The sequence below is a fragment of the Cupriavidus sp. BIC8F genome (genome assembly GCF_032465815.1).
Lineage (GTDB): Bacteria > Pseudomonadota > Gammaproteobacteria > Burkholderiales > Burkholderiaceae > Cupriavidus > Cupriavidus necator.
Genome location: NZ_CP136094.1, coordinates 2,507,574 through 2,532,281, shown reverse-complemented (window position 1 = coordinate 2,532,281; position 24,708 = coordinate 2,507,574). Strand labels below are relative to the sequence as shown.

Here is a 24,708-nt window from a genome sequence, read left to right as displayed (position 1 = left end):
TCGCCACACCGCAACAGGTGGCGACTGGCGCAAGCGTCACAAAGCAATGCACAAAAAGCGGCTTCGGCCGCTTTTTGCATTTGTTTGCGATTTATCAGCCCAATGTCATCAAGAAATCAGCCTTTTACCTTATTGTTTTCCGCAGCAATGGATGTACCTTAAGGTATATGCTGCAGAGCAAGATCGTTAGCACGGTCGTTCGGTTAAGGGCATAATCGGCGCCACGATCCACGGTGTATTGTCAGTACATTAGTACCTGGTAGTACGTACCTCATAGCTAGACCCCAGGCAGAAAAGGCATGCTCTACCAATTGCATGAGTTCCAGCGTTCGATCCTGCACCCGCTGACCGCGTGGGCCCAGGCGACGGCCAAGACCTTCACCAACCCCCTCAGCCCGCTCTCGCTGGTTCCCGGCGCACCCCGCCTGGCTGCCGGCTATGAACTGCTGTACCGGCTCGGCAAGGAATACGAAAAACCGGCATTCGACATCAAGTCGGTGCGCTCCAACGGGCGCGACATCCCCATCGTCGAGCAGACCGTGCTCGAGAAGCCCTTCTGCAAGCTGGTGCGCTTCAAGCGCTATGCCGACGACCCGGACACCATCAAGCTGCTCAAGGATGAGCCCGTGGTGCTGGTGGCCGCGCCGCTGTCGGGCCACCATGCGACGCTGCTGCGCGACACGGTGCGCACGCTGCTGCAGGACCACAAGGTCTACGTGACCGACTGGATCGACGCACGCATGGTGCCGGTGGAGGATGGCACGTTCCACCTGTCCGACTACATCTATTACATCCAGGAATTCATCCGCCACATCGGCGCCGAGAACCTGCATGTGATCTCGGTGTGCCAGCCCACGGTACCGGTGCTGGCCGCGATCTCGCTGATGGCCTCGGCCGGCGAGAAGACGCCGCGCACCATGACGATGATGGGCGGCCCGATCGACGCCCGCAAGAGCCCCACCGCGGTCAACTCGCTGGCGACCAACAAGTCGTTCGAGTGGTTCGAGAACAACGTCATCTACACCGTGCCGGCCAACTACCCCGGCCACGGGCGCCGCGTCTACCCGGGCTTTTTGCAGCATGCCGGTTTCGTGGCGATGAACCCGGACCGGCACCTTTCCTCGCACTATGATTTCTACCTGAGCCTGGTCGAGGGCGATGCGGACGACGCCGACGCCCACGTGCGCTTCTACGACGAATACAACGCGGTGCTCGACATGGCCGCCGAGTACTACCTCGACACCATCCGCGAGGTGTTCCAGGAGTTCCGCCTGGCCAATGGCACCTGGGCCATCGACGGCAATCCGGTGCGGCCGCAGGACATCAAGAGCACCGCGCTGATGACCGTCGAAGGCGAGCTTGACGACATCTCCGGCGCGGGCCAGACCGCCGCGGCACACGACCTGTGCGCCGGCATCCCGAAAGCCCGCAAGCAGCACCTGAATGCGGAACACTGCGGCCACTACGGCATCTTCTCGGGCCGGCGCTGGCGCGAAGAGATCTACCCGCAGCTGCGCGACTTTATCCGCAAGTACCACCAGGCCTCGGCCACCAAGTAAAAAAACGCCCGCGATCGCGGGCGTTTCTTCTTGCGGGATCGGGCCGGGAGGTTCAGTGCTTCTTCAGGTAGCTGAGCAGCATTTCCGAATGCAGCTCGGCAAAGCGCTCATGCTCCTGCTGCGAGGCCACGTCGCGCCCGATCACGGCACTGATGGTGTACCGGTTGGACAGCACGTAGTAGCCCAGCGCGGAAATCGTCAGGTAGAACTGCGGCACGTCGATATTGTCGCGGAACACGCCTTGTTCCTGCCCGCGCCGGATCACGTCGGCCAGCACATCCACCACCGGGTTGATCAGCTGCTGCAGCTGCGCCGACTTCTTCAGGTGCCGGGCCTCATGCAGGTTCTCGCTGTTGACCAGGCGGATGAACTCCGGATGCTCGTAATACCAGTCCCAGACGAAGCGCGCCAGCGTGCGCACGCCCTGGACCGGGTCTTCGTCGACGAGGTGCAGCTGCTCCTCGTCGGCGCGGAAATTGGCGTATTGCTTCTCGAGCACCGCCAGGAAGAGGCCTTCCTTGCTGCCGTAGTAGTAATACAGCATGCGTTCGTTGGTTTCCGCGCGCCGGGCAATCTGGTCGACGCGGGCGCCGGCCAGACCCCCCTTGGCGAATTCCTCGGTGGCCGCAGCGAGGATGCGTCGGCGCGTCCCTTCCGGGTCGCGTTTGGTCTTGGGCTCAGTTGACATGGGGTGGCTGGTCGATCGTTGCGCGGATTATGGCATAGGCCGGAATGCGGCAATCCGGCGGTGCGCGCATCATCGCTGTTTCTGCCCGCCGGCGAAATCGGGGATAATCCTTGCGGTGCGATGGCTCGCAGGGGTCCACAGAGATCCCGGTGCCGCAGGGTCGCTGGCCTATTGTCCGCCGCAGGGTTCGGCTGTTATGTCGCCAAACCCTCACAGTGCCCCGCAAATTTCGTGTCTTGACCGTTCTGATCCGGCCTTGGTCCCTGTTTTGTCCCCTGATTTTTCCTGCCCTTAGTCGTGAATCCCGCCGTCAAGTCCCTTGCCGACCGCATCGAAGCGCTGCTGCCCCAGACCCAGTGCACCAAATGCGGCTTCAACGGCTGCCGCCCCTACGCTGAAGCCATGGCCAGCGGCGAAGCCGCCTGCAACCGCTGCCCGCCCGGCGGCGCGGAAGGAATCGTGCGCCTGGCCGCGGTGCTGGGCACCGTACCGCTGCCGCTGGACCCGGAACGCGGCAGCGAACAGCCGCGCGCGGTGGCCCGCATCGACGAGAGCCTTTGCATCGGCTGCACGCTTTGCATCCAGGCCTGCCCGGTCGATGCGATTGCCGGCGCCGCCAAGCAGATGCATACGGTGATCCCTGACTGGTGCACCGGCTGCGACCTGTGCGTGGCGCCCTGCCCGGTCGACTGCATCGACATGGTCCCGGTCACCGGCGAACGCACCGGCTGGGCCGCGTGGTCGCAGGCGCAGGCCGATGCCGCGCACGCGCGCTACCTGGCGCGCAATGCGCGGCTGGTGCGCGAGCGCGAGGAAAACGACGCGCGCCTGGCCGCCAAGGCCGCCGCCAAGCTGGCCGCGGTGCAGGCCGAAGCGCCGGAAAACGATGCCGAGCGCGCCGCGCAGGAACGCAAGCGCGCCATCATCCAGGCCGCGATCGAACGTGCCCGGCAGAAGCAGCAGGCCGCGCAGCCGCGCAATACGGAGAACGTCTCGGCTGCGGTGCAGGCCCAGATCGACGCCGCCGAAGCACGGCGCGCGCGTGCGGGGCTTGCCCAGCCTGGATCCGACCAGAACGCCAATACCGACCCAGAAGAAAAACAATGAACGCCGCCAAGTGCCGTGCCATCTTTGAGACGCTGCGCGAAACCAACCCTGCCCCGACCACCGAACTGGAATACAGCTCGCCGTTCGAACTGCTGATCGCCGTGCTGCTGTCGGCACAGGCGACCGACGTCGGCGTCAACAAGGCCACGCGGCGGCTGTTCCCGGTGGCGCATACCCCGCGGCAGATGCTGGACCTGGGCGAAGCCGGCCTCAGCGAGTACATCAAGACCATCGGGCTGTACAAGACCAAGGCGAAGCACGTGATCGAAACCTGCCGCATCCTGGTCGAGCGCCACGGCGGCAAGGTCCCGCCCGAGCGCGAAGCGCTGGAGGCCCTGCCGGGCGTGGGCCGCAAGACCGCCAACGTGGTGCTCAACACCGCGTTCGGCGAGCCCACCATCGCGGTGGACACGCATATCTTCCGGGTATCGAACCGCACCGGGCTGGCGCCGGGCAAGACCGTGCAGATCGTCGAGCAGAAGCTGCTCAAGTGCGTGCCGCATGAGTTCCTGCACGATGCCCACCACTGGCTGATCCTGCACGGCCGCTACGTCTGCAAGGCGCGCAAGCCCGAGTGCTGGCACTGCGTGATCGAGCCGCTATGCGAATTCAGGGAAAAGACGCCGGCGCCGCAGCTGTAACCAGGCCTAGTCCGGCTCGTGCGCCAGCACCAGGGCCAGCTGTAGCGCCGTGAGCGCGACCACCTCCACATCGGGCGCGTAGCCGTGCGTGATCCAGCGCAGGGCGATGTGGACCACCCCGCCCGCCACCCCCGCCGTCAGCAACGGATCCAGCTTGCGTCCCGGCGGCAGCAGCGCATGCGCCAGCAGCCCGCCGAATTCATCCAGCGAATCCGCCAGCGCCCCGTCGACCAGCTTGCTGACGCCGCGGATTTCCACCAGGAACACCCGCGCTGAACGCGGCTCACGCTGCAGCGCCCCGAAATAGGCGCGCAGCATGGCCAGCGCGCGTTGCTGGCCGTCGCCTCCGGCCCCCTCGCCCGCCAGGGCGAGGGTGTGCAGCAAGCGGTGGGTCACTGTTTGAAACGATGCCAGCAGCAAGGCCTCGCTGTTGGCGAACGATTCATAGAAATACCGTTCGGTCAGGCCCGCGGCCTCGCACACGGCCTTGACGGTGGCGTTCTGGTAGCCGCGCTCGCCGTAGACCTGCACGGCCGCGGCAATCAGCTGCACGCGGCGTTGGGCACGTCGTTCTTCGGCTTCGGCGCCGCGGTAGCGGCGCGCGGGGGTGAGCTCGGTCGTCATGCGCGCCATTATGACATTCCCTATTGTCAGATTACTTGCCGGATCGCTTCTGACAATCTATGTTGTCAGAAGTGCCACTCGTCCGGATCCGCCATGACCGCCCCAAGTTCCGATGACGCAGTCCTCGATGTCCTGATCGTAGGCGCCGGCCTGTCCGGCATCGGCGCCGCGCGCCAGCTGCAAATGCGCTGCCCCGGCAAGCGCTATGCCATCCTGGAGGCGCGCGAGGCCATGGGCGGCACCTGGGACCTGTTCCGCTACCCCGGCATCCGCTCGGATTCGGACATGTACACGCTGGGCTACCGCTTCAAGCCCTGGCGCGGCGCCAAGGCCATCGCCGACGGGCCGTCGATTCGCGCCTACATCCGCGAAACCGCCGAAGAGGCCGGCATCACGTCGCATATCCGCTTTGGCCATCGGGTCGTCAGCGCGGCATGGGACAGCGCCGAAGCCTGCTGGACGGTCGAAGCCGAACGCACGGCGGACCACAGCCGGCTGCGCCTGCGCGCACGCTTTCTCTATGTGTGCGCAGGCTATTACAGCTATGCCGAGGGCCACCGGCCCGAATTTGCAGGCGAAGAACAATTCCGCGGCAGCATGGTGCATCCGCAGTTCTGGGACGAATCGCTCGACTACGCCGGCAAGCGCGTGGTGGTGATCGGCAGCGGCGCCACGGCGGTCACGCTGGTGCCGGCCATGGCGAACAGCGCCGCGCACGTGACGATGCTGCAGCGCTCCCCCACCTATATCGTGACGCGCCCCGGCGAGGACGCCATCGCCCACAAGCTGCGCCGCGTGCTGCCGGAGCGGCTGGCCTACGCCGCCACGCGCTGGAAGAACGTGCTGCTGGGCATGATGTTCTTCCAGCTGGCGCGGCGCCGGCCGGACCGCGTCAGGCAGCGCCTGATCGGCATGGCGGCAGCGCAACTGGCACCAGGCTATGACGTCGGCACCCACTTCACGCCCCGCTACAGGCCGTGGGACCAGCGCCTGTGCCTGGTGCCCGACGGCGACCTGTTCCGCGCGATCCGCGACGGGCGCGCATCGGTGGTGACCGACACCATCGACCGGTTCACCGAAGACCGCATCGTGCTGGCCAGCGGCAAGACGCTGGCCGCGGATGTCGTGGTGGTGGCCACCGGCCTCAAGCTGAACATGCTGGGCGACATTGCGCTCACCGTGGACGGCCAGCCGCGCCGCCCCGCAGAATGCCTGGCCTACAAGGGGATGATGCTGAGCGATGTGCCCAACCTAGTGCTGGCCTTCGGGTACACCAATGCCTCGTGGACGCTCAAGGCCGACCTCACGGCCGAGTACGTCTGCCGCCTGCTGCGTCACATGGATCGCCACGCCCACCGCATTGCCGTGCCGCGCGCCCCCGCTGACGTAGAGCCGACCCCGTTCCTGGATTTCACCTCCGGCTACGTGCAGCGTGCCGCCACCGTGCTGCCCCGGCAAGGTCATCGCAAGCCATGGCGCGTGCATCAGAACTACCTGAAAGACCTGCTGACGATCCGGCACGGGCGCATCGCGGACGGCATGTTGCAGTTCGATGTCCCGCCGCCCTCTCCCCTGGCACACCGGGCGCACCGGGACAGCCAGGACACCACGGACAACAACACGGTGCCGGCGGTTGCCGCCAGCGAGGTGCAATCATGACCATCTTCCTGACCGTCTTCGCGGTGCTGATCGGGCTGATCCTGGTGCTGGGCGCGTCGCTGTCTCTGTTCACGTGGCGCACCGCCCGGCGCATCGAAGCCGCCATGCCGCCGCCCGGCCGCTTTGTCGACGTGCCCGGCGCGCGCCTGCATGTTGTGGAGCGCGGCCAGGGCCCGGCGGTGCTGCTGGTGCATGGCCTGTCCGGCCAGCTTGAGAATTTTGGCTACGGCATGATCGGGCCGCTTGCCGAGCACTTCCGCGTGATCGCCGTCGACCGCCCCGGCGCGGGCCACTCCACACGCACGCCGGGCAGCGCCGCGGACCTGCCGGCACAGGCCGCGGCGCTCGCCGCGCTGTGCGACAAGCTTGGCCTGGAGCGTCCGCTGGTGGTGGGCCATTCGCTGGGCGGTGCGATTGCGCTGGCGCTGGCCATCCACCACCCCGAGCGCGTGGGCGGGCTGGCACTGATCGCGCCGCTCACGCACCCGCCCAAGGCGATCTCGCCGGTCTTCCAGGCCATGACCGTGCCCAGCGCGTGGCTGCGCCGGCTGATGGCATGGACGCTGGTGGTGCCGATGTCGATACGGCGCCGCGAAGCCGTGATGGACATCGTATTCGGCCCGGACCCGGTGCCGGACGACTTCCCGACGCGCGGAGGCGGCCTGCTGGCGCTGCGGCCCTGCCACTTCCTGGCCGCGTCCGAAGACCTGATCGGTGCCGCGCATAGCCTGCCGGCGCTGCTGCACCGCTACGGCACGCTGCGCGTGCCGGTCAGTGTCCTCTACGGCCGCGAAGACCGCATCCTGGACTTTGCCGAGCATGGCGAAGCGTTTGTCGCCAAGGTCCCGGGCGCCACGCTGACATTGGTCAGCGGCGGGCATATGCTGCCGGTGACCGCCATCGATACCAGCGTCGATTTCGTCCGCGACGCCGCCGCCCGGCTGCATATACCCGCGCCTGCCCAGGCGCAGGTCGCCTGACCTACGGAGCCCCGCCCATGGCCACCACCACCGGTTCCAACCCCTACAAGCAGGATGTCTTCACCGCGTTCCAGGCCGTTCGCAAGCTGATGGCGAATGGCAACGACACGGAGCAGGTGTTCCGCATCATGCGCGCGCTCAACGGGCCGTCCATGCCCCGCAACTTCAACCGCCTGCTGAGCACGCCCGACGGGCGGCGCATGGTCTATCAGCGCATCGAGCTGGCGGAACGTCTGTCCGATCCCGCCTACGTGGCCAGGTTCGCACCGGGCACGGTGGGCGCGGCCTATCGCGCGTTCCTGGAACAGACCGGCTACAGCGCTGACGGGCTGGCCAAGGTCTCGAACCTGGACCAGGAACCGTTGGTCGAGGACGCCTACCTGTGGTTCGGCCGGCGTACCCGCGACATCCACGACATCTGGCATGTGCTCACCGGCTACCGGGCCGATGAAAGCCTTGGCGAAGCCGCACTGGTGGCATTCAGCTATGCGCAGACCAGCGGCAAGGGCTGGGCCTTCATCGCCATCGCCGCGTCGCTGAAGAGCCTGCGCGTGAGCGGCAGCCTGGCCTTTGCGCGGGCCGTGCTGGAGGGCTACCGGCTGGGCCGCCGCGCCCAATGGCTGTTGGGCGAGGACTACGAGAAGCTGCTGCACGAACCCATCGACGCGGCCCGCACGCGGCTTGGCATTGCCGAACCCCGGCGCTACCTGGCCTGCAATCCCGTGCAGGAATGGACGGCCTGAAGCCGCCGCGTGCCAGGCAAAAAAAAGCGACCACGGCGGGTCGCTTTTTTTGTTCTGGCACCGTTGGTGCGCAGCGCGTTCAGACGATGCGGCAGGCTTCGTCGAACGACAGGCGCGGTCCGCGCGGGAACAGCTTGTCGGCCTCACCGTAGCCCAGGTTGCACAGGAAGTTGACCTGCCACTTGCCATCGGGGAAGAAGGCCGCGTTGACCTTGTCGGCATCGAAGCCGCCCATCGGACCGCAGTCCAGGCCCAGCGCGCGCGCCGCCAGGATGAAGTAGCCGCCTTGCAGCGAGCTGTTCATCAGCGCGTCGCGGGCGATCTTCTCGGCGTTGCCGGCATACCAGGAACGGGCGTCGGCATGCGGGAACAGCTTGGGCAGCTGGTCGTGGAAGGCGGTGTCGAAGGCGATGATGGCGGTCACCGGCGCCGAACGGGTCTTGTCGGCGTTGCCGGCCGACACGCAGTCCACCAGGCGCGCCTTCTCGGCAGCGCTCTTGACGAACACGATGCGCGCCGGGCTGCTGTTGGCAGCGGTCGGGCCGAACTTCATCGCATCATAGATCTGGTGCAGCACGGCGTCGTCCACGTGGCGGTCCTGCCACACGTTGTGCGTGCGGGCTTCGGTGAACAGCTGCGCCAGCGCGGCGTTGTCGATCTGGGACATGCGCTTCTTTCCTGTACGAGATTTGAGAGAAGGCGCGATTGTACCCAACCCTTTGTGCGCCCCACGACAGCGCCTTTGAGCAACCCGTTCAATTCCCTTGCATATCGGCGCGGGCCGGCGCCGGCGCACCGCCCCGGCGGGTCAGCCACAGCACGCCGGCCAGGATCAGCACGCCGCCCACGGCCTGCGCCGTGCCGATATGCTCGCCCAGCAGCAGCGCCGCCAGCAGCACCGTGACCACCGGCTCCAGCGTCGACAGCATTGACGCCTGCGCCGCGCCCAGCCGCTGCAGGCCGGCGAAGAAGGTCAGGATCGCCAGCACCGTCGACAGCAGCGCGATGCCCGCCAGCGCCAGCCAGCCGCCGGCAGTGACCGGGAACTGCGGCGGCGCGCCCGCCCCCATCCGCAGCAGGCCGACGGCACCGTAGACCAGCGCCGCCGCGGTGCAGATCACCGTGGTGGTGGCGATCGGGTTGACGCCGGCGGTCACGCGCGCGCCGACGATGATATAGACCGAATAGATCACCGCCGCCGCCAGCCCCAGCGCGATCCCCAGCGGCGAGCCCTCGCCGCCGCCTACGGTCAGTCCTGCGCCCACCGAGCACAGCACCAGCGCGATCACCGCGGCGGTGGTCAGCCGCTCCTTCAGGAAGACCGCCGCCAGGATCGTCACGAACAGCGGATAGAGGTACAGCAGCAGCGCCACCAGGCTGGCCTGCGCATGGTTGAGCGCGCTGAAGAAACAGAACGACTGGCCGACATAGCCGATGCCGCCCATCGCCGCCAGCGCCAGCACGCGGCGCCAAGGCGGCAAGGCAATGCCGCGCGTGCGCATCACCCACGCCAGCGCCGCGGCCGCCAGCATGAAGCGCACCAGCAGCAGCCCGTAGACATCCGCGCCGGCCGCATAGGCAAAGCGCGCGAAGATCGCCATGGCGCCAAAGGCGCTGGCCGACAGCGCGATCAGCAGCACGCCGGCCAGCTTGTCGCGGGCGTGGTCCGGGGCGGTTTGGGCGGAAGCGGTCATCGGGCGGGCGGGAAGTCGGCGATCCCGCATTCTACTTGGCGCCGCTGGCAACAAGCGGGGCCGCCAGCGCGGGCCGCGGCCCTCGTTTACAATGTCGCCACCATGTTTAATCCCTCCCGAGAAGAAGTCCGCCGGTTCTTCTGCGATGCCTGGCAGAAGCAGCTCACAGGCGGCGTGCTGACCCCGTTGGAAGCCATCGCCGTCGACTGGATCGGCGAGCACCCCGAGTACCACGGCCTGCTGCGCGACACCGAAGGTGCGCTGTCGCAGGACTACACTCCCGAGCAAGGCCAGACCAACCCCTTCCTGCACCTGTCGATGCACCTGTCGATCTCCGAGCAGGTCTCGGTCGACCAGCCGCGCGGCATCCGCCACGCTTACGAGGCGCTGGCGCGCAGGCTGGACTCGCCGCATGAAGCGCAGCACCAGGTGATGGAATGCCTGGGCGAGATGCTGTGGCAGGCACAGCGCACCGGCCAACCGCCCGACGGCGACCACTACGTCGATTGCGTGAAGCGCCGCGCCAACCGCTGAAATTCCGCCATCGGCGGGCTTCCTTCCCGGCTGCGTACAATTCGTCACAACCCGCTTGCGGCCGCATGGTAGGCTTTGCGCGTTCAGAATTCCCAAACCCGCGCTGCCGCCCCGCGGCGGTGCGGTGCCTCAAGCCATGTCCCGAATTGCCCTGCCGCGCCGGCGCCCGATGGCGCCTGCCAGCCGTGTCGCCGCTCCGCTCTGCCTGTCGCTGATGCTGGCCTGGCCCCTGGCCGGCCACGCCGGGGTGGCGCTGCTGCAGCCGCCGCGCGTGATCGACGGCAACCAGCCGCTGACGCTGACGCTGGTGGTCAGCGCCGACGACGCCACGCGCCGCTACCGTATTCCCGACACGCTCGAAGTGACCGCCTCGGGCGACCTGCAGGCGCCGGTGCGGCTGGTGCTGTGGCGCGAAGTCTCAGGCCCGGCCGTGGTCAACCTGCGCCGCGGCGAGCACCGCGCGATCCGCTACACGGTGACGCTGCCCCCGGCCCTGCGCGGCCAGGTGCGGCTGGATGCGACCGGCATCGACGCCGCGCCGGTACTAGTGACGCTGAACCGCCTGCCGCGGCCCGGTGAACCCGCCGCCGCCGCGCCGCCGGTTGCCAGCAAGACGCCGGCAGCGAACGGCACCGAGCCGGCCACCGACGCCGCAGAGCCGGCGACCGCTACCGCAGCCGTGCCGGTCTCCCCGGTCACCAAGGCGGGCGCCGCCGCACCCGCGCCGGCCGACCTGCGCGACAGCGCCCGGCTGTCGTTCCATGACCCGATGTATTTCATGGTCGGCGCGCATGACGGCGCCAACGCCAAGTTCCAGCTGAGTTTCAAGTACCGCCTGTTCCAGGGCGAGGACCCGGCGTCGAAGCGCCTGTTCGACAACCTGTACGTGGGCTACACGCAGTTTTCGCTGTGGGACCTGTCCGAGCAGTCCAAGCCGTTCCGCGACACCAACTACCGGCCCAGCCTGTTCTATTACCTGTCGGATACCGGCGTGCGCAACAACGTCATCAGCCGGCTGTCGCTGGCGACCGGCCTGGAGCATGAATCCAATGGCCGCAGCGGCGACGAATCGCGCAGCATCAATACGGTCTTCGTCAAGCCGACCTTCTACTTCGGCGACCAGAACGACTGGCACTGGCGCGTCGCGCCCAAGCTCTACGCCTATGTGGAAAAGGGCGACAACCCCGACATCGCCCACTACCGCGGCTTCATGGACCTGGGCATTGCCTACGGGCGCCCGGACTCATGGGAGTTCTCCGCCACGCTGCGCAAGGGCACGCGCAAGTGGTACGGCAGCGTCGACGCCCAGCTGACCTACCCGATGGCGAGGCTGATCCCCGGCACCGCGGGCTACCTGATGGCCGGCTACTTCGTCGGCTATGGCGAGAGCCTGCTGGACTACAACCACAAGCTGCCGTGGCAGTTCCGCATCGGCTACGCGCTGTCCCGCTGAACCCGCTGAACGGCCAGACCGCTCAGCCGGCCAGCGGCTTGCCGCCGGCCTTGAGCCGCGCATTGGCCACCGCGGCGGCAAACTGGCCGTGGCCATGCCAGCCGGTGGCGCGGCCCAGCTTCTTGCCGTTCTGGAAGAACAAGAACACCGGGATGCCATGCAGGCCAAAGCGCCGGCCCAGCCCGGGATGCGCGTAGACGTTGGCATGCAGCCAGTGCAGTTCCAGCGCGCGGATCGGTTCGGGGTTGGCCAGCATGGCCTTCTTGGCCACCTCGCAGTTGAAGCAGTCCACCCCCCAGAAGAACACGCACACCAGCGCGTCGCCGGCCCCGGCCATGGCGGCGTCGATGCTGCCGTCATCGACCTCGCGCATGCCGAACGCCTCGAAGGCGCGGTGGTCGAGGTGGGGGGCCGGGGACGACTGCGCCGAGCCGGCGCCTGGTTCAGTGGTCATGCTCGCTCCAGAATGACAAACGCCCGGGCCAGCCGGCACCGGGCGTCAGGTCGCAATCCAGGATGGCACGCCGCCGTCCCGGGCCGCCTTACTTCGGTGCCGCCACCGTCACCAGCGCCGGCCGCAGCACGCGCTCGGCAATGGTGTAGCCGCGCTGGAGCACGGTCACCACGGTATTGGGTTCCTGGTCCGCCGGCACCATCGAGATGGCCTGGTGGCGGTGCGGGTCGAATTTCTCGCCCACCGGGTTGAGTTCAACGATCTTGCCGCGCTCAAAGGCGGCCGCCAGCTGGCGCGCGGTCAGCTCGACGCCTTCGCGCAGCTTGGCGATATCGCCCGAGCCGTCGGCCAGCGCGGCCTGCAGGCTGTCCATCACGGGCAGCAGGTTGTCGGCGAAGTTCTCGATGGCGAACTTGTGCGCCTTGGCGACATCGTCCTGCGCCCGGCGGCGGATGTTCTCGCCTTCGGCAACGGCGCGCATATACAGGTCGTAATGCTCGCGCGCCTTGGCTTCCAGGGCGGCCAGCTGGGCCGCCACATCATCCACGGCAGCGGTTTCCGGCGCACCGGTTTCCTGGCTGGCGTTGGCCGCCTCATCGCCCGCGGGCGTAGGCGTCTGGGTGGTTGGCGTCTGCTTCTGTTCTTCCATGTCGATCCGTATCAATGCATTGTCGCGGCCCGCCGTGGGCCTGGCCGCGGGTGGTATATCGGCGCGTGTTCCGTGCAGGTGGTGGCAAGGCGCAGGTTTTCAAGAGTGGCGCTGGCGTGACGCGGAAACACACGGTTACAAAGGCCACCCATATGCAATCGGCGCATTATTGCTTTGCTGCATCGCACTCACTAAGATTCTCAGTAAGAAAAATGACAAAAATGTCGGGGGTCCTGGAGATGGTTCAACTTTGTGCCTCTTCCGAAAGGTTGGCCATGCATAAGCTGCCAGTCGTGACGCTCTGCCTTGTGGCCGCCTTGGCGGTCATGACCGTCTTTATCTGCCTTTCCGGCGCATTCACCCCGCGCGATACGGAGTATGGCAGCGGCAAGGCGGTGTTCAAGCACTACATCGTCCCTATCGTCAGTCAGGAAGTCACGCAGGAATAAGCGCCACCTGACCCTGTGCCCACTGCGCGGCGGCACCGGAGCTTCCCGGTGCCGCCGCGTTGTCATTTCAGCTCTTCAGGTGGTCGATGCGGCGCCGGTCCCGCTTGGTCGGGCGCCCCTGGATCTGCGCGGACGGCTCCGGCTGCAGGCGCCGGCGTTCGGCATCGGCCAGCCGGCGGGACTGGCTTTCGGCACTTTCCTCATACAGCGTCTGGGCCACCGGCGCCGGCCCGCGCGCCAGGGCAATGCCTTTCACCACCAGTTCCCAGCGCTGCTGGTGCGCTTCCAGCACCACCATGTCGCCGGGCTTCACCTCGCGCGAGTTTTTGCATGGCTGGCCGTTGACGGTCACCTTGCCGCGCTCCACCGCTTCGGCCGCCAGCGAGCGCGTCTTGAAGAAGCGCGCGCACCACAGCCATTTGTCGATGCGCTGGCGCGCATCCGGCTCAAAGTCGACATTCATGCCGCCGCTCCCCGGGTCTGGGCGCGCGTGCGCCGTGCTTCCAGTTCGTGCGGATGCGGCGTGGCCAGCGGCCAGCCCTGCAGGTGCTGCAGCGCGATCTCGGCCATGGCCGCGACCCACGGATCGGCATCATTCAGGCACGGGATGAAGTGGAAATCCTTGCCGCCCGCGACCTTGAACTCGGTCTGCCCTTCCATGGCGATTTCCTCCAGGGTCTCGATGCAGTCGGCCGGAAAGCCCGGGCAGAAGACGTCGACCCGGCCCGCGCCGACCTTGCCCAGCTCGGCCAGCGTCGGCGCGGTGTACGGCTGCAGCCATTCCGCCTTGCCAAAACGGGACTGGAACGTCACCTGATACTGGCCCGGCTGCAGGCCCAGCGCCTCGCCCAGCAGCCGGCCGGTCTTCAGGCATTCGCAGTGATAGGGGTCGCCCAGCTCCAGCGTGCGCCGCGGCACGCCGTGGAACGACAGGATCAGCTTGTCGCCGCGGGCAAAGTCCGGCATGCCGTGCCGTGCCCAATAGGCGCCGACCTGCTGGTGCAGCGCCGAGATATAGGCCGGGTGGTCATGGAAATGCTTGACCAGCCGCAGCTCTGGCTGGTTGCGCCACTGGCCCAGCACCCGGAACACCTCGTCGAAGGCCGTGGCCGTGGTGGTGCCCGAGTACTGCGGATACATCGGCAGCACCAGCACCTGCTCGCAGCCCTGCCGGCGCAGCGCCTCCAGCACCGAGGCAATCGACGGATTGCCGTAGCGCATTGCGCACGCGACCGTCACTTCATGGCCGTGCTGGTTCAGCAGCCGCTGCAGCGCATGGGCCTGGCGCTCGCTGTAGACCAGCAGCGGCGAGCCTGTCATATGGGCCTCGCGCAGCCAGATCGATTCGTACTTCAGCGCCGAGGCGCGCGAACGCAGCGGCAGGATCACCCCATGCAGCAACGGCAGCCAGGCCGCGCGCGGGATCTCGACCACGCGCGGGTCGGACAGGAATTCCTTCAGGTAGCGCCCCACCGCCTTGGGCGTGGGTGCGTCCGGGGTGCCCAGGTTGACCAGCAGGATTGCCGTGCGCGGCGCGTGGCCGTGCTGGTAGGCCGGTTCGGGAGAAAACGTCATGTCGCTTCCGGGTTGGCACGGTGCCGGGATGGCGCCGGTGCGGCGCACCGGCGATTGCCGCGCTCGGTAGGAATGGAGCCGCTTGTCAGACCAGCCAGTCTTTGCACTAGTTCTGGCTCAGGGCGCTGGACAGCAAGCGCGCGGTGATGTCGACGATGGGAATCACGCGCTCATACGCCATGCGCGTGGGGCCGATCACGCCGAGCGTGCCGACGATCTGGCCGTCGACCTCGTACGGGGCGGTGATGACCGCCATGTCTTCGATCGGCACCAGCCGGCTTTCGCCGCCGATAAAGATCTGCACGCCCTGCGCATGGCTGGACACGTCCAGCAGCTGCAGCAGGCTGGTCTTGTGCTCGAACACGTCGAAGAGGCGCCGCAGCTTGTCCATGCTGGAGGCCAGGTCTTCCACTTCCAGCAGCTTGCGCTCGCCACTGATAAAGACGTGGTCGTCGTCCTCGTCCTCGGCGACGCTGCCGGCCTCGACCGCGGCCTGCATCAGCTGCGACATGTCGCGGCGCAGGTCCTGCAGCTCCACCCGCAGGTGGCCGCGCACCGTGTCGAAGCTCATGCCGGCATAGTGCGAATTGAAGAAGTTGGCCGCCTCGATCAGCTGGGCCGGCGTGTATGACAGCTCGGTCTGGATGATGCGGTTCTGCACGTCGCCCTCGGGGCTGACGATGATCAGCAGGATGCGCTTGTCCGACAGCCGCATGAATTCGATCTGCCGGAACGCCTGCGCGCGGCGCGGCGTCATCACCACGCCGGCGAAGTGCGACAGGTTGGACAGCGTGCGCGCCGCCGCCGTGATCATGCGCTGCGGCCCCAGTTGCTGGCCGCCGAGCTGGTCCTGGATCTGGCCGGTCAGCTCGGCCAGGTCGGCGTTGCGCTCCAGCGGCTTGGCCGTCAGCATCGAATCGACGAACAGCCGGTAGCCGCGCGGGGTCGGGATACGGCCGGCCGAGGTGTGCGGGCTGGCAATAAAGCCCATTTCCTCCAGATCGGACATCACATTGCGAATCGTCGCAGGCGACAGGTCCAGCCCCGAGTACTTCGACAGGGTGCGGGAACCGACCGGCTGCCCTTCGGCAATATAGCGCTCGATCAGGGTCTTGAGCAGCGTTTTGGAGCGTTCATCCATGATGCCCCGATTTTACGCAAGTTTTGGACCTTCTGGCGGCCGGTCTGGGCCGCCCGCCCGCGGCTGCTGACAACCGTCATGGCGGTATGGTCTAATCCACGCATGTCCGCCCCCCCGAAAGCCAGCGCCGTGCGCACTTCGTTCAAGACCGTCGCCCTGGTGGGCCGGTACTCCACTGCCGGCATCGAAGGGCCGCTGGAGGAGATTGCCTCTTATATCCTGCGCAACGGGCAGGACGTGGTGTTCGAGCGCGAAACCTCGCTCGCCACCGGGCTGACCGCCTACCCCGCCCTGTCCGCCGAGGAGATCGGCCGGCAGGCCGACGTGGCCGTGGTGCTGGGCGGCGACGGCACGCTGCTGGGCATCGCCCGCCAGCTCGCCGGCTATGACGTGCCATTGATCGGCGTCAACCACGGGCGGCTGGGCTTCATGACCGACATCGCGCTGGAAGACGCGCACACCGTGCTGCCCGACATGCTCGACGGCCGGTATGAGGCCGAGACCCGCCTGCTGCTGGAATCGCGCGTGGTGCGCGACGACATGAACATCTTTTCCGCGCTGGCCCTGAACGACGTGGTGGTGAACCGCTCGGGCATCTCCGGCATGGTCGAACTGGCGGTGTCGGTGGACGGCCACTTCATGTACAACCAGCGCTCGGACGGCCTGATCGTGTCGACCACCACCGGGTCCACCGCCTACGCGCTGTCCGCCGGCGGCCCGATCCTGCACCCGACGCTGTCGGGCGTGGTGCTGGTGCCGATCGCCCCGCACGCGCTGTCCAACCGCCCGATCGTGCTGCCGCACGACGCCGAGGTCACCATCGAGGTGGCAAGCGCGCGCGACGCCAGCGTCAACTTCGACATGCAGTCGCTGACCTCGCTGCTGCCGGGCGACCGCATCGTGGTGCGGCGCTCCGAAAAGACCATCAACCTGCTGCACCCGGTCGGCTACAACTACTACGCCACGCTGCGCAAGAAGCTGCACTGGCACGAGTATCCTTCCGAAGACAATCGCCTCTGAGCCAGTATCAAGCCGCCCCTTGAGCCTGATCCCGAACCCATCGGACCGACTACCTTCCACGCCACGATGCTGCGCAGCCTGTCCATCCGCGATTTCGTCATCGTCGATACGCTCGACCTGGACTTCACCACTGGCTTCACCGTCTTCACCGGCGAGACCGGCGCCGGCAAATCCATCCTGATCGATGCCCTGGCGCTGGTGCTGGGCGAACGCGCCGATGCCGGCGTGGTGCGCGAAGGCGCCCCGCGCGCCAGCGTCAGCGCCACCTTCTCGACCCACCCGGCACTGGATGCCTGGCTGGCCGAGCGCGAGCTCAACAGTGAAGCGGAAGACGGCGTGGCGACCGTGCTGCTGCGCCGCACGGTCGATGCCGGGGGCCGCAGCAAGGCCTTTATCAACGGCGCCGCCGCCACCCTGGCGCAACTGCGCGAAGTCGGCGACCAGCTGGTCGACATCCACGGCCAGCACGCGCACCAGCTGCTGCTGCGCCCCGATGCGCAGCGGCTGCTGTTCGACGCCCACGCCGGCCTCACCCAGCAGGCCGGCGCGGTGGCCGAGGCCTGGCGCGCCTGGCGTGCCTGCGTGCGCCAGCGCGAGGCGGTGGAACACCAGTCGCGCGAGATGCAGCTCGAACGCGAACGGCTGGAATGGCAGGTCGGCGAACTGGACAAGCTCAACCCGCAGCCGGGCGAATGGGAAGAGATCCAGTCCGAGTACAACCGGCTGTCGCATGCCGCCGGCCTGATCGACGGCAGCCGCGCCGCGCTCGACGCACTGTCCGAGGCCGACGGCTCGGTGCTGTCGGCGCTGAATACCATCGTGCACAAGCTGCAGCAACTGGCCGATGTCGATCCCGCGCTGCGCGACGTGCTGGCCGCGCTCGAGCCCGCGCAGATGCAGGCCGAGGAAGCCGCGCACTCGCTCACGCGCTATGTCGACCGGCTCGAACTCGATCCCGAGCGGCTGCAGGCCGTGGACGAACGCATGCAGGCGCTGCACGCCACCGCGCGCAAGTACCGCCTGCCGCCCGAGCAGCTGCCCGACGAGCTGGTGGCCCGCCGCCAGCAGCTGGACGACCTGCAGGCCGCGCAGGACCTGAACAAGGTGATGGCGCGCGAGGCTGCGGCCAAGGCCGCCTACCTGACCCTGGCGCAGCATCTCAGCCACGCCCGCAAGCAGGCCGCGCAGGCGCTGTCCGCCGCGGTCACCGACGCCATGCAGGGCCTGTCGATGGCCGGCGGCAGCTTTGTCGCCGCACTCAATGCGCTTGACGAAGGCCAGAGCCATGGACTGGAGCAGGTCGAATTCCTGGTTGCCGGCCATGCCGGCGTGAGCCCGCGGCCACTGGCCCGGGTGGCCTCCGGCGGCGAACTGGCGCGCATCAGCCTGGCGATCTCGGTGATCACCAGCGAAGCCTCGCCCACGCCCACGCTGATCTTCGACGAGGTCGATACCGGCATCGGCGGCGCCGTGGCCGAAGTGGTCGGCCGGCGCCTGCAGGAGCTCGGCGGCGCGCGCCAGGTGCTGTGCGTGACGCACCTGCCGCAAGTGGCGGCGCAGGCCGGCACCCACCTGCTGGTCAGCAAGGAAACCACCGATGCGGGCGACGGCTCGGTCACGCGCTCGCGCATCCGGGTGCTGGACCCCGCCGGGCGCGTGGTCGAGACCGCCCGCATGCTGGGCGGCGCCACCGTCACCGCCACCACGCTGCAACATGCGGAAGAAATGCTGGCGCAAGGCATGGCCGGCGGCCAGGGCAGCCAGCCCGCACGCGGCGCGGGCGGCAAGGATGGCCGGCGCAGCCGCCGCGCCGCCGGCTGAAGGCCGCCCCCGCACGTGCGCCAATCCATACACTGACAGGAGCTTCACCATGACCCGCCAAGCGCACGCCGGCCTCCGGCAACCCCCGCGCGCATCGCTGCGCGCCGTGCTGGCCATCGCCACCGCCGCATCGGCCGCACTGCTGGCGCTGTCCGCCTGCCAGGCCCAGCCCAAGTCCTCGGCCCCGCCGCCGGGCAGCATCAGCGATGACCGTTCCCTTGGCGACATCATGGTGCGCTTCAAGCCGCCCGCGGTGGACCTGTCGGAGGATGCCGGCAAGCTGCTGGCCGAGATCAAGGGCCCGATCCGCTACGTGGTCAAGCGCCCGATGTCCGGCGGCGTCTGGCTGGTGACCGCGATCTCGCCGTCGGCGGACGCCACCATCGACCAGGCGGTCGAAACCCTGCGCGCCACGCCCCGCATCGAGACCGCCGAGCCCGACCGCGTGCTCAAGCCCAACCGCAACATTCCCACCAGCCGCGACATGCCGCAGAGCTGAGCCCGGATGCAGGACCGGACTTAAGCCTTCGGTTGCCCTTGCGCAACCACGCTGGATCGTATTCGCTACATAACAAGCCCCTCGCGCGCTACGCCCCAGGAGGAATACATGCCGCAACCCGCGCAGTCCGACTTCCGTAGCAGCCCCGTGACCCGGCGCTGGCGGGCCAGCGTCTTCGCCGCCGCCGCTGTGTGCGGCGCGATGCCGGCCAGCGCGGCACTGGCTGCCGGCGCCCATGCCGCACCCGCCTACACCGGCCAGATCATCGTGCGCTGGCGTGACGGCGCCAATGGCACAGCCAGCGATGGCAGCAAGACGCCTGCAGCCGCGACGGATGCGCTCAAGCAGCTGAGCGAGCGCACCGGGATTGCCCTCACGGCGCGCCGCGCCATGGGCGGCAACCTGCACCTGCTGCAGGTGCCCGACGCACTGGCTGCCGACCCGGAAGCCGCTGCGGCCCGGCTGCGCCAGGACCCGCGCATCGCCGATGCCGTGCCCGACCGCTGGCTGAAGCTGCACGACACCCTGCCCAACGATCCCGAGTTCATCTCGCGCCAGCCTTACCTGATGGGTACCGGCACGGCGGTGGGCGGCGTCAACCTGCCGCGCGCGTGGGACCGCAGCCGCGGCAGCAGCGGCGTGGTGATCGCGGTGGTGGACACCGGCATCCTTCCGCACCCCGACCTGGCGGCGCGCGTGTTGCCTGGCTACGACTTCATCAGCAGCAGCACCATTTCCAATGACGGCGATGGCCGCGACGCCGATGCCACCGATGCCGGTGACAATGTCCCCGCCGACTTCACCTGCCCGGGCAGTTCAACGCCCACGCAGACAGCGACCAACAACAGCTGGCATGGCACGCGCGTGGCGAGCGTGCTGGGCGCGCAGACCAACAATGCGCAGGACATCGCGGGCGTCGACTGGAACGCGCGCATCCTGCCCGTGCGCGTCTCGGGCCGCTGCGGCGCGCTGCTGTCCGATACCGTCGACGCCATGCGCTGGGCCGGCGGCTTGTCCGTACCCAACGTGCCGGCCAATGCGACGCCGGCGCGCGTGGTCAATATCAGCCTCGGCGGCGGCACCTGCAGCAGCATTGAGCAACAGGCCGTCAACGACCTGAACGCGCGCGGCGTGGTGGTGGTGGCCGCCGCCGGCAACGAGCGCGGCGCGGTGGAAGCGCCGGGCGACTGCAGCGGCGTGGTCGCGGTCACGGCGCATGCCAACGACGGCGAGAATGCCAGCTATGCCAACGTCGGCCCGCAGGTCGCGATCAGCGCGCCGGGCGGCGGGTGCGGCAACTCGCAGGTAGTCAATGGGCAGTGCACGACCACGCCCTCGGTCATTCGCACCTTGAACAACGACGGCAAGACCAGCGTTGGCGCCTATGTCGTGACGTCATCCGCGGGCACCAGCTTCGCCGCGCCGATGGTTTCGGGCGTGGTGGCCATGATGTTCGCGGTCAATGGTTCGCTGACCCCGGCCCAGGTCACCGCGGCGCTGAAGGCTTCGGCACGCCCGCATCCGTCCGGCACCTATTGCACCACCAATCCGGGCGTCTGCGGCGCCGGCCTGCTCGATGCCGACGGTGCGCTGGCGGCCGCGGCCGGCACGCCACCGGCGCAGCCTGCGCCGGCACCGGCCTCGGGCAACGGTGGCGGCGGCGGCGCCGTTGCGCCCTGGACCGCGCTGCTGCTGGCGCTGTCCGGCCTGCTGGCCTTCGCGCTGCGGCGTCGCCTGTAACCCCGGCGCCCGGCCGGCTCAGGCGTCGTCGCCGCGGGCCGGGCGCCGCGCCAGCCACCACTCCTGCAAGACCCAGCACAGCAGGCCGGCCACGGCGCCGGCCGCGTGCGCGATGCGCACCACGCCAAATCCCCAGGCCGGTTCGAACACCACCGGCGCCAGCCACGATTGTTCCACCCAGACCTTGGCCAGCACGCCCAGGCACAGCAGCACGCCGGTGACGCGCGCCAGGCCCGATGCCCGCAACAGCGCGAGCGCGCCCCACAAGGCCAGCCCGTGCAAGGCGCCCGAGAGCCCGCCATACCATGCAATCGCCGGCACGCGCAGCAGCACCACCTGCACGGCGATGCCGCAGGCAACCAGCACCAGCAACAGGGTGCGCGCACGCGCCACGCGCGCGGCGATGGCCAGCACGCCGGTGGCGGCCAGCGCGTCGGCCAGCCAGTGGTGTCCGTCCAGGTGCACCCACATGGCCGTAGCCAGGCGCCACCACTGGCCGTCCAGCCGCACCGCATCGCGCAGGTAGAGGCCGTGCGCATGCCACCATGGCATGAAGGTGAACCAGGCCGACAGCGCCCATACCAGCGCGATCGCCGCCAGCAGCCCCGGCCAAGATGCCCCGGCGGGTGCCGGCGGAACTGCCGCGTCAGGCCTCACCGAACACGGCCTGCCACAGCGCGCGCACCTGTCCGGTCTGCTGCGCCACCGACGCGGGCGCGACGCGCGCGTGCGCCTGCCCGTCGAGCCGCAGCTGGTGCTGGCGCGCGCGGAACAGCCGGTAGGCATCGCCCACCGCCAGTGCCAGCGTAGCGTCGATCAGGCCCAGCTCGCCCGCTTCGCGCAGCAGCGCGATATTGCCCGCGTTGCGCGTCAGCTGCGGGTGCGCCCGGCTGTGCAGCAGCACCAGGTACTGCACCGTGAATTCGATATCGACCATGCCGCCGCGATCGTGCTTCAGGTCGAACAGGTCGGTCGGGTTGGGATGGCCTTCGGCGACCTTGCGGCGCATCTGCACGATCTCATCGCGCAGCGCTGCGGCATCGCGGTCCTGGCACAGCACCTCGCCGCGCAGCGCCTCGAAGCGGTCGCCGATGGCGGCGTCGCCGGCGCAGAAGCGCGCGCGCGTCAGCGCCTGGTGTTCCCACACCCAGGCGGTGTTGTCGCCTTCGCGCAGCTGGTAGCGGCGGAACGCCTCGAAACTGGTCACCAGCAGGCCGGCCGCGCCGTTGGGGCGCAGCCGGGTGTCGACATCGAACAGCGCACCGGCCGCGGTATGGCTGGTCAGCCAGGTGATCAGCCGGCGCGCATAGGCGGCGTAGACGTCGGGCGCGCGCTCTTGGTCATCGTCGTACAGGAAGATGATGTCCAGGTCCGAGGCATAGCCCAGTTCCTTGCCGCCCAGCCGGCCGTAGGCGATCACTGCGAAGCGCGGCGTGTCGCGGTGGCGCGTGGCCAGCTGGCGCCAGACCGTTGCCAGCGTGGCCTCGAGCATGGCATCGGCCAGGTCGGACAGGCGGTCGGCCACCTGCTCCACCGTCAGCATGCCCTGCAGGTCCTGCAGCAGCACGCGGAAGGTCTCGACATGATGCTCGCGCCGCAGGATGTCCATCTGCTGCTCGACCTGGCCTTCGGCGGCCAGCAGCCGCTCATGCAGGCGCTTGCGGAAGGCGGCCCAGTCGGGCGCGCCGGCCAGCGCATCGCTGTCGAGCAGTTCGTCAAGCAGCTGCGGGTGCCGCGTCAGGTAGGCCGCGGCCCAGCGCGAGGCATGCAGCGTCTGCGCGACGCGGTCCATCGCCTGCGGATACTCGGACAGCAACGACAGGTAGGAGGCGCGGCGGCTGATCGCCTCGAGGAAGTCGATAAAGCGCGTGATGGTGCTGTCGGCATCGTCCTGGCGCGCGGCCAGGTCAAGCGCGCGGTTCACCAACTGGTCGAAGCGCGCGCGGCTGGACTCGGACAGCGCGCGGTAGCGCAGCGACGAAGCGATCGCGCGCAGCCGGTCCAGCAGCCCGGTGCAATCGGTAAAGCCGGCGGCCTGCAGGCGCTGGCAGGGCGCGGCGTCATCGTCGCAGGCCGCGTCGTCCTGCTTCTGTTCCGGGTTGTCCTGCGCTTGCGCGGCGTTATCGTCGAACACGATGCCCGGCCACAACGCTTCGCACGGGGCGGCATCGGGATCCGAGAAGGTGGCTTCGAACTGCTGCGCCACCGGCTCCTGCAGCGCCGCCAGGCGCGCCAGCAGTTCCTGCCAGTCGGCGCAGCCCATCATCCGCGCCACCGCCAGTTGTTCTTCGGGCGAAGTAGGAAGGTGGTGGGTCTGGGCGTCGTCGCGGTACTGCAGCCGGTGTTCGAGCTGGCGCAGGAAGCGGTAGGCATCGCCAAGCTGCTCGGCCTGGCCGGCGGGCAACAGCCCGCGCTCGACCGCCACCGCCAGCACTTCCAGCGTCGGCCGCACGCGCAGCACCGGGTCCTGGCCGCCGCGGATCAGCTGGAACACCTGCGCCATGAATTCGATCTCGCGGATGCCGCCGCGGCCCAGCTTGATATTGAACGAACGCTGGTTGACGCCGTGCCCCGCCAGCCCGCCGCTGCGCTTGGCGGCCTCGCTGCGGATCTGCGCGTGCAGCGAGCGGATGGCGGCGATCACGCCATAGTCCAGGTAGCGGCGGAACACGAAGGGCGTGGTCAGCCGCGACAGCAGGCTGGCGGTGCGCTGCGCGTGCTGCGTGTCGAGCGCCGACACCACGCGGCCCTTGATCCAGGCATAGCGCTCCCACTCGCGCCCCTGCACCACCAGGTATTCCTCCAGCATGCCCAGGCTGCACGCGAGCGGGCCGGCATCGCCGTTGGGGCGCAGCCGCATGTCGACGCGGAACACATAGCCATCGGCGGTCACCTCGGCCAGCAGGTTGATCAGCCGGCGTCCCAGCCTGATGAAGTACTCGTGGTTGGACAGGCTGCGCGAGCCGCCCTGGGTCTCGCCGTCCTCGTCATAGAGGAAGATCAGGTCGATGTCGGACGAGACATTGAGCTCGCGCCCGCCCAGCTTGCCCATGCCCACCACCACCAGCTCCTGCACCTCGCCGCTGTGGGCGCCGACCGGGCGGCCGAAGGTGGCGGCCATGTCGTCGCCCAGCATCGCCAGGCCATGCTGGATCGCCAGCTCGGCCAGGTCGGTCATGGCGCCGGTGACCTCGCCCAGCGTGGCCAGGCCGCGCAAATCGCGCTCGATCACCGCGCACATCACTTCGGCGCGCAGACGGCGCAGGGTGCGCTTGGCGGATTCCTCGGCATCGGCCGAGGGCTCGTGCAGCGCCTGCAGCCGCGCCTGCATCCAGGCGCGCGTCAGCGGCTGGGCGGCCGCGGCGGCCAGGACGGCCGGCAAATCCGGCCGGGCCTGCAGCACGCGGCGCGCGTAGTGCGAATACGCAGCCGAGTACAATACGTGGCCGCCTGCTTGGCCAACCCCGTCAGCCGGCTGCAGCGCCTGCGCCGCGGTGATGGCAAAGGCGCCGGCAGCCATGGTGCCGGGGCCCGGCCCTGGTTGCGCATTCGCTGGATTGGCCGGATCCGGTGTGGCGCGCGCGCCATGTCGGTCAGCAGCGTCGCCAGCGGCGGAACTCGTCGGTTCAGAGGCAGTCATTCCAGTATTTGAAATGCGAGAAAAGGTGCGGCCCGTGG

24 protein-coding genes are annotated in these 24,708 nt (G+C 68.5%); 13 read left to right on the top strand and 11 right to left on the bottom strand.

Going from position 1 to position 24,708, the window contains the following annotated elements; genetic code table 11:
• Nucleotides 1-299 precede the first annotated feature (299 nt).
• On the top strand, nt 300-1,559 hold the full coding sequence (locus tag RS901_RS11865) for a polyhydroxyalkanoate depolymerase (protein WP_013956108.1): 1,260 nt from the start codon (nt 300-302) through the stop codon (nt 1,557-1,559).
• A gap of 52 nt (nt 1,560-1,611) precedes the next feature.
• Here the strand turns inward: RS901_RS11865 and RS901_RS11860 are convergent, their stop codons facing one another.
• The gene (locus RS901_RS11860; protein WP_013956107.1) at nt 1,612-2,247 is read right to left on the bottom strand and encodes a TetR/AcrR family transcriptional regulator; all 636 of its coding nucleotides are present in this window, start codon (nt 2,245-2,247) and stop codon (nt 1,612-1,614) included.
• 297 nt (nt 2,248-2,544) lie between these two features.
• Between RS901_RS11860 and rsxB the strand changes: the two genes are divergently transcribed.
• Together rsxB and nth are read left to right on the top strand one after the other, a co-directional pair.
• A complete protein-coding gene (rsxB, locus tag RS901_RS11855; RefSeq protein ID WP_316148963.1) occupies nt 2,545-3,354 on the top strand; it encodes an electron transport complex subunit RsxB in 810 nt (269 codons plus the stop codon).
• A complete protein-coding gene (gene nth, locus RS901_RS11850; RefSeq protein ID WP_316148962.1) occupies nt 3,351-3,995 on the top strand; it encodes an endonuclease III in 645 nt (214 codons plus the stop codon). Before rsxB ends, nth begins: the two co-directional genes overlap by 4 nt.
• Before the next feature lie 6 nt (nt 3,996-4,001).
• On the opposite strand, the gene RS901_RS11845 is transcribed toward nth, so the two are convergent.
• Nucleotides 4,002-4,628, bottom strand: coding sequence for a TetR/AcrR family transcriptional regulator (locus RS901_RS11845; protein WP_316148961.1), 627 nt, complete (start codon nt 4,626-4,628; stop codon nt 4,002-4,004).
• 84 nt (nt 4,629-4,712) lie between these two features.
• Here RS901_RS11845 and RS901_RS11840 point away from each other — a divergent pair, with 84 nt between their 5' ends.
• Genes RS901_RS11840 through RS901_RS11830 form a run of 3 tightly spaced genes read left to right on the top strand, consistent with a single transcriptional unit; the run spans nt 4,713 to nt 8,001 of the window.
• Nucleotides 4,713-6,278, top strand: coding sequence for an NAD(P)/FAD-dependent oxidoreductase (locus RS901_RS11840; protein WP_316148960.1), 1,566 nt, complete (start codon nt 4,713-4,715; stop codon nt 6,276-6,278).
• On the top strand, nt 6,275-7,258 hold the full coding sequence (locus RS901_RS11835) for an alpha/beta fold hydrolase (RefSeq protein ID WP_316148959.1): 984 nt from the start codon (nt 6,275-6,277) through the stop codon (nt 7,256-7,258). The genes RS901_RS11840 and RS901_RS11835 overlap by 4 nt, the downstream gene beginning before the upstream one ends.
• A gap of 17 nt (nt 7,259-7,275) precedes the next feature.
• Nucleotides 7,276-8,001 (top strand): Coq4 family protein, encoded by a 726-nt coding sequence (locus tag RS901_RS11830; protein ID WP_316148958.1) that lies wholly within the window; start codon nt 7,276-7,278, stop codon nt 7,999-8,001.
• Nucleotides 8,002-8,080: 79 nt separating this feature from the next.
• Here the strand turns inward: RS901_RS11830 and RS901_RS11825 are convergent, their stop codons facing one another.
• On the bottom strand, nt 8,081-8,668 hold the full coding sequence (locus RS901_RS11825; RefSeq protein ID WP_316148957.1) for a malonic semialdehyde reductase: 588 nt from the start codon (nt 8,666-8,668) through the stop codon (nt 8,081-8,083).
• 88 nt (nt 8,669-8,756) lie between these two features.
• Entirely contained in the window at nt 8,757-9,695 is a 939-nt protein-coding gene (locus tag RS901_RS11820) for a DMT family transporter (protein WP_316148956.1), read from the bottom strand.
• A 102-nt stretch (nt 9,696-9,797) separates the two neighbouring features.
• Between RS901_RS11820 and RS901_RS11815 the strand changes: the two genes are divergently transcribed.
• Nucleotides 9,798-10,229: a DUF1841 family protein gene (locus RS901_RS11815; RefSeq protein WP_316148955.1), complete on the top strand. Its 432-nt coding sequence runs from the start codon at nt 9,798-9,800 to the stop codon at nt 10,227-10,229.
• 136 nt (nt 10,230-10,365) lie between these two features.
• A complete protein-coding gene (locus tag RS901_RS11810; RefSeq protein WP_316148954.1) occupies nt 10,366-11,682 on the top strand; it encodes a phospholipase A in 1,317 nt (438 codons plus the stop codon).
• A gap of 22 nt (nt 11,683-11,704) precedes the next feature.
• On the opposite strand, the gene RS901_RS11805 is transcribed toward RS901_RS11810, so the two are convergent.
• Together RS901_RS11805 and grpE are read right to left on the bottom strand one after the other, a co-directional pair.
• Nucleotides 11,705-12,136: a thioredoxin family protein gene (locus tag RS901_RS11805; protein ID WP_316148953.1), complete on the bottom strand. Its 432-nt coding sequence runs from the start codon at nt 12,134-12,136 to the stop codon at nt 11,705-11,707.
• Nucleotides 12,137-12,224: 88 nt separating this feature from the next.
• Nucleotides 12,225-12,785: a nucleotide exchange factor GrpE gene (grpE, locus tag RS901_RS11800; RefSeq protein ID WP_035822965.1), complete on the bottom strand. Its 561-nt coding sequence runs from the start codon at nt 12,783-12,785 to the stop codon at nt 12,225-12,227.
• A gap of 275 nt (nt 12,786-13,060) precedes the next feature.
• On the opposite strand from grpE, the gene RS901_RS11795 reads away from it, so the two are divergent.
• On the top strand, nt 13,061-13,234 hold the full coding sequence (locus RS901_RS11795; RefSeq protein WP_010809048.1) for a hypothetical protein: 174 nt from the start codon (nt 13,061-13,063) through the stop codon (nt 13,232-13,234).
• A 67-nt stretch (nt 13,235-13,301) separates the two neighbouring features.
• On the opposite strand, the gene RS901_RS11790 is transcribed toward RS901_RS11795, so the two are convergent.
• The 3 genes from RS901_RS11790 to hrcA all read right to left on the bottom strand — a co-directional run bounded on the left by RS901_RS11790 (nt 13,302) and on the right by hrcA (nt 15,950).
• On the bottom strand, nt 13,302-13,697 hold the full coding sequence (locus RS901_RS11790) for an RNA-binding S4 domain-containing protein (protein ID WP_316148952.1): 396 nt from the start codon (nt 13,695-13,697) through the stop codon (nt 13,302-13,304).
• Nucleotides 13,694-14,809, bottom strand: coding sequence for a ferrochelatase (gene hemH, locus RS901_RS11785; protein ID WP_035822970.1), 1,116 nt, complete (start codon nt 14,807-14,809; stop codon nt 13,694-13,696). Before hemH ends, RS901_RS11790 begins: the two co-directional genes overlap by 4 nt.
• A gap of 106 nt (nt 14,810-14,915) precedes the next feature.
• The gene (gene hrcA, locus RS901_RS11780) at nt 14,916-15,950 is read right to left on the bottom strand and encodes a heat-inducible transcriptional repressor HrcA (RefSeq protein WP_013956091.1); all 1,035 of its coding nucleotides are present in this window, start codon (nt 15,948-15,950) and stop codon (nt 14,916-14,918) included.
• Nucleotides 15,951-16,052: 102 nt separating this feature from the next.
• Between hrcA and RS901_RS11775 the strand changes: the two genes are divergently transcribed.
• From RS901_RS11775 to mprA, 4 genes are all read left to right on the top strand, one after another.
• Nucleotides 16,053-16,970, top strand: a complete 918-nt coding sequence (locus tag RS901_RS11775) for an NAD kinase (RefSeq protein WP_011614898.1) — start codon at nt 16,053-16,055, stop codon at nt 16,968-16,970.
• A gap of 66 nt (nt 16,971-17,036) precedes the next feature.
• On the top strand, nt 17,037-18,791 hold the full coding sequence (gene recN, locus RS901_RS11770) for a DNA repair protein RecN (RefSeq protein ID WP_316148951.1): 1,755 nt from the start codon (nt 17,037-17,039) through the stop codon (nt 18,789-18,791).
• 49 nt (nt 18,792-18,840) lie between these two features.
• Nucleotides 18,841-19,290, top strand: coding sequence for a hypothetical protein (locus tag RS901_RS11765; RefSeq protein WP_316148950.1), 450 nt, complete (start codon nt 18,841-18,843; stop codon nt 19,288-19,290).
• A 108-nt stretch (nt 19,291-19,398) separates the two neighbouring features.
• On the top strand, nt 19,399-21,030 hold the full coding sequence (mprA, locus tag RS901_RS11760; RefSeq protein WP_316148949.1) for an MprA protease, GlyGly-CTERM protein-sorting domain-containing form: 1,632 nt from the start codon (nt 19,399-19,401) through the stop codon (nt 21,028-21,030).
• A gap of 18 nt (nt 21,031-21,048) precedes the next feature.
• On the opposite strand, the gene rrtA is transcribed toward mprA, so the two are convergent.
• Together rrtA and glnE are read right to left on the bottom strand one after the other, a co-directional pair.
• Complete coding sequence (gene rrtA / locus RS901_RS11755; RefSeq protein WP_316148948.1) at nt 21,049-21,687, bottom strand: rhombosortase; 639 nt, start codon at nt 21,685-21,687, stop codon at nt 21,049-21,051.
• A complete protein-coding gene (glnE, locus tag RS901_RS11750; RefSeq protein ID WP_316148947.1) occupies nt 21,677-24,670 on the bottom strand; it encodes a bifunctional [glutamate--ammonia ligase]-adenylyl-L-tyrosine phosphorylase/[glutamate--ammonia-ligase] adenylyltransferase in 2,994 nt (997 codons plus the stop codon). Before glnE ends, rrtA begins: the two co-directional genes overlap by 11 nt.
• Nucleotides 24,671-24,708 lie beyond the last annotated feature (38 nt).

What these genes read in the sequence shown, in the direction of transcription:
- RS901_RS11775 (WP_011614898.1), top strand. Translation starts at nt 16,053, where the DNA reads ATGTCCGCCCCCCCGAAAGCCAGCGCCGTGCGCACTTCGTTCAAGACC.
- recN (WP_316148951.1), top strand. Translation starts at nt 17,037, where the DNA reads ATGCTGCGCAGCCTGTCCATCCGCGATTTCGTCATCGTCGATACGCTC.
- RS901_RS11830 (WP_316148958.1), top strand. Translation starts at nt 7,276, where the DNA reads ATGGCCACCACCACCGGTTCCAACCCCTACAAGCAGGATGTCTTCACC.
- hemH (WP_035822970.1), bottom strand. Translation starts at nt 14,809, where the DNA reads ATGACGTTTTCTCCCGAACCGGCCTACCAGCACGGCCACGCGCCGCGC.
- RS901_RS11810 (WP_316148954.1), top strand. Translation starts at nt 10,366, where the DNA reads ATGTCCCGAATTGCCCTGCCGCGCCGGCGCCCGATGGCGCCTGCCAGC.
- glnE (WP_316148947.1), bottom strand. Translation starts at nt 24,670, where the DNA reads ATGACTGCCTCTGAACCGACGAGTTCCGCCGCTGGCGACGCTGCTGAC.
- RS901_RS11835 (WP_316148959.1), top strand. Translation starts at nt 6,275, where the DNA reads ATGACCATCTTCCTGACCGTCTTCGCGGTGCTGATCGGGCTGATCCTG.
- RS901_RS11765 (WP_316148950.1), top strand. Translation starts at nt 18,841, where the DNA reads ATGACCCGCCAAGCGCACGCCGGCCTCCGGCAACCCCCGCGCGCATCG.
- grpE (WP_035822965.1), bottom strand. Translation starts at nt 12,785, where the DNA reads ATGGAAGAACAGAAGCAGACGCCAACCACCCAGACGCCTACGCCCGCG.
- RS901_RS11840 (WP_316148960.1), top strand. Translation starts at nt 4,713, where the DNA reads ATGACCGCCCCAAGTTCCGATGACGCAGTCCTCGATGTCCTGATCGTA.
- nth (WP_316148962.1), top strand. Translation starts at nt 3,351, where the DNA reads ATGAACGCCGCCAAGTGCCGTGCCATCTTTGAGACGCTGCGCGAAACC.
- RS901_RS11825 (WP_316148957.1), bottom strand. Translation starts at nt 8,668, where the DNA reads ATGTCCCAGATCGACAACGCCGCGCTGGCGCAGCTGTTCACCGAAGCC.
- RS901_RS11815 (WP_316148955.1), top strand. Translation starts at nt 9,798, where the DNA reads ATGTTTAATCCCTCCCGAGAAGAAGTCCGCCGGTTCTTCTGCGATGCC.
- mprA (WP_316148949.1), top strand. Translation starts at nt 19,399, where the DNA reads ATGCCGCAACCCGCGCAGTCCGACTTCCGTAGCAGCCCCGTGACCCGG.
- hrcA (WP_013956091.1), bottom strand. Translation starts at nt 15,950, where the DNA reads ATGGATGAACGCTCCAAAACGCTGCTCAAGACCCTGATCGAGCGCTAT.
- RS901_RS11790 (WP_316148952.1), bottom strand. Translation starts at nt 13,697, where the DNA reads ATGAATGTCGACTTTGAGCCGGATGCGCGCCAGCGCATCGACAAATGG.
- RS901_RS11820 (WP_316148956.1), bottom strand. Translation starts at nt 9,695, where the DNA reads ATGACCGCTTCCGCCCAAACCGCCCCGGACCACGCCCGCGACAAGCTG.
- RS901_RS11795 (WP_010809048.1), top strand. Translation starts at nt 13,061, where the DNA reads ATGCATAAGCTGCCAGTCGTGACGCTCTGCCTTGTGGCCGCCTTGGCG.
- RS901_RS11865 (WP_013956108.1), top strand. Translation starts at nt 300, where the DNA reads ATGCTCTACCAATTGCATGAGTTCCAGCGTTCGATCCTGCACCCGCTG.
- RS901_RS11860 (WP_013956107.1), bottom strand. Translation starts at nt 2,247, where the DNA reads ATGTCAACTGAGCCCAAGACCAAACGCGACCCGGAAGGGACGCGCCGA.
- RS901_RS11805 (WP_316148953.1), bottom strand. Translation starts at nt 12,136, where the DNA reads ATGACCACTGAACCAGGCGCCGGCTCGGCGCAGTCGTCCCCGGCCCCC.
- RS901_RS11845 (WP_316148961.1), bottom strand. Translation starts at nt 4,628, where the DNA reads ATGGCGCGCATGACGACCGAGCTCACCCCCGCGCGCCGCTACCGCGGC.